The following is a 2,210-nucleotide window of genomic DNA, read 5'->3' as shown; positions in this document are numbered from 1 at the left end:
GCTAGCAAAGTAATGCTGAACCATGGCTATCCAAGCGGGATCGCCAGCTGGAACCTGTGTAGGAATAGTAATTTTGTTTTTATCAATCGCCGTGAATTCCAGCTTGTTGAACTTTTCTTTATCAGTGTATGTGGCGGGACCAGTGAAGGTGCTTGCTGAGAACGCGCCGTCAAAGGGGCCAATCTTTTGCTCTTGTGAGGCGTCGCGAACAATCTCTGTGTACAGGACTAAGGGTGCTGCGTTTGCATTACTTTGTGTAACACGGTGTCCAACGTCAACCACATAACTGCCCGCACTTAAGATAAAAGTCTTCTCTAGTTTTACGCCGTTACGCTCGCTTACTAAAACAATGAAGGGGTTCCCTGAGCCGTCTTTACCAGACTGCGATAACTTAAATGTGCTGGTGTGATTCGGCAAATCCACGTTGCCCAAGGCAATTAAGCCAGAGCGTGCAAAATATTTATGGTTTGGTGTGTATTGAAACAACTCAACTTGTTTTTTTTCTGGTGTGAGCTGCTTAGGCAGCATTGCATCAATAATGGTGCCGCCGTTTGCACTAATCTCCAAAATCAATACGTCATTTTTCAACACAAACTTTTCGGCCGTTTCTATTGCACCAGCAACAACCATAGGCGTTTGGTTTGGGGCTGGAATACTTGGATTTTGTACGGGCGATGGAATATCGATTTTGTTCGCTGTTGTCTTATCGGCCACAACGGCAGTATTAACAGGGCTCCCACCAAACATCGATGGCTTTCCTTCATGAACTTGCCAGTTGTTGAACAACAAGATGCCCGACATGGAAAAGATTGCCCAAAGAATTGTTTTTTTATAGTCCATTTGCATTCACTTAATGATGATGAGATGTTGGTTTTACTGCTGGGTCGTAACCGCCCTGTGACCATGGATTACAACGCAAAATACGCCATACCGATAGCCCAATACTTTTAAAAAACCCGTAGTTTGTAAAGCAGTCACATGCGTATTGAGAGCAGGAAGGTGCAAACTTACAATGCATACCAATATAAGGACTAAGCGCTACTTGATAGAGCCGCACAAACTTAATGGCTGCCTTGTTTATTAGGTGCACGTTAAATTAGCCCCGCAATTTGTGTTCGCAGAATATCTTTTTCTTTGCTTCTGAGTCTGCCGCGGGTTTCGCGACCAATTGGTTTTTTCAGCTTCACCACAACATCACTGTTGAGGTTTGTAGCTTGAGCGCCCCTGACTAGTTCTCGGATCATGCGCTTTAATTGGTTCCGGTCTACTGCGCGTTTGGCTAGTTTTTTAGCCACCGCAATACCTAAATCTGGTTTAGCGCCTTGATCGGAAGATACCAAATACAAACCCCAATACAAACTTGTCTTGGGGCGTGTTTTTAGTAACTCAGAAATCCTGGCGCTATTCAACTGCTAAATTAAACGGCCAGACGTTTACGACCTTTAGCACGACGTGCGTTTAATACTGCGCGTCCGCTCTTGGTTTTCATGCGAATACGAAATCCGTGGGTGCGTTTGCGACGTGTTACTGAGGGTTGGTATGTTCTTTTCATGATTCATCCTGCAAAACCCAGTATTTTCCTTGTTGCCAAGCAAAAGGTCAACCGCTGCGGAAGAATATATAGGTATTTTTCTCTATTTAATTTGTGATAATTTAATAAACCATTGATTTTTATCGGTTTTCTATTTTTATTCACAAGTTATCCACAGGTTTTCCACGTTTTTCCAGCTTGTGGATAACTTTATGGGCTGGCTACAATGGATCCTCCAAAAATATGAGTAACTTACAGAACCCCCCCACATTGAATTCACTCAGCCCACTGGGGTTTTGGGATGGTGCACTTGGTGCGCTAGCTCGCGAACTGTCCCCCCAACAATTTAAGACCTGGATTCAGCCGTTAAGCTTGGTTTCCTATGATGAAAGTGAGCAATCACTCATTCTGGGAGCTCCAAATAGATTCAAGCTTGATTGGATCAAGAAAACTTTTTCTGATCGCTTCCAGGAGATGGCAGACCAGTATTTTGGCCATCCAATCAACCTAAGCTTCGTGCTCAATGTAGAGGGTTCTGGCACACAACCACCTGAGATTAGCTCGCCTCCTCAGGATAAATTTGAGCAACAAGAGGTTTTGCTAGACGCAGACAGCAGCTCTACAGAAGAGCAAGCTTTTGAAATTGAAGATCACTCTAAATTAAACCCAAACCTTACTT

Annotated in this window: 5 protein-coding genes; 1 reads left to right on the top strand and 4 read right to left on the bottom strand. The window is 43.9% G+C overall.

The features are described 5' to 3' along the window. The 4 genes from yidC to rpmH all read right to left on the bottom strand — a co-directional run. Positions 1-840 (bottom strand): membrane protein insertase YidC (gene yidC, locus B7Y67_RS15835; protein ID WP_293599459.1); only part of this gene is annotated, 840 nt, incomplete at its 3' end. Between the two features lie 10 nt (positions 841-850). Continuing rightward, positions 851-1,018, bottom strand: a complete 168-nt coding sequence (gene yidD / locus B7Y67_RS15830) for a membrane protein insertion efficiency factor YidD (RefSeq protein ID WP_251367880.1) — start codon at positions 1,016-1,018, stop codon at positions 851-853. A gap of 73 nt (positions 1,019-1,091) precedes the next feature. Further along, complete coding sequence (gene rnpA, locus B7Y67_RS15825; RefSeq protein WP_215302311.1) at positions 1,092-1,409, bottom strand: ribonuclease P protein component; 318 nt, start codon at positions 1,407-1,409, stop codon at positions 1,092-1,094. Positions 1,410-1,417: 8 nt separating this feature from the next. Continuing rightward, a complete protein-coding gene (rpmH, locus tag B7Y67_RS15820) occupies positions 1,418-1,552 on the bottom strand; it encodes a 50S ribosomal protein L34 (protein ID WP_011903922.1) in 135 nt (44 codons plus the stop codon). Between the two features lie 222 nt (positions 1,553-1,774). On the opposite strand from rpmH, the gene B7Y67_RS15815 reads away from it, so the two are divergent. Continuing rightward, positions 1,775-2,210, top strand: a 436-nt coding sequence (locus B7Y67_RS15815) for a DnaA N-terminal domain-containing protein (protein ID WP_293599458.1), incomplete at its 3' end; no start/stop codon positions are given.

It is taken from the genome of Polynucleobacter sp. 35-46-11, from assembly GCF_002281105.1.
This window is presented reverse-complemented; position numbering and strand designations above follow the sequence as displayed.

Bases quoted from the DNA above. Each gene is read 5' to 3' on its own strand.
- yidD (WP_251367880.1), bottom strand. From the start codon at position 1,018: ATGCATTGTAAGTTTGCACCTTCCTGCTCTCAATACGCATGTGACTGC.
- rpmH (WP_011903922.1), bottom strand. From the start codon at position 1,552: ATGAAAAGAACATACCAACCCTCAGTAACACGTCGCAAACGCACCCAC.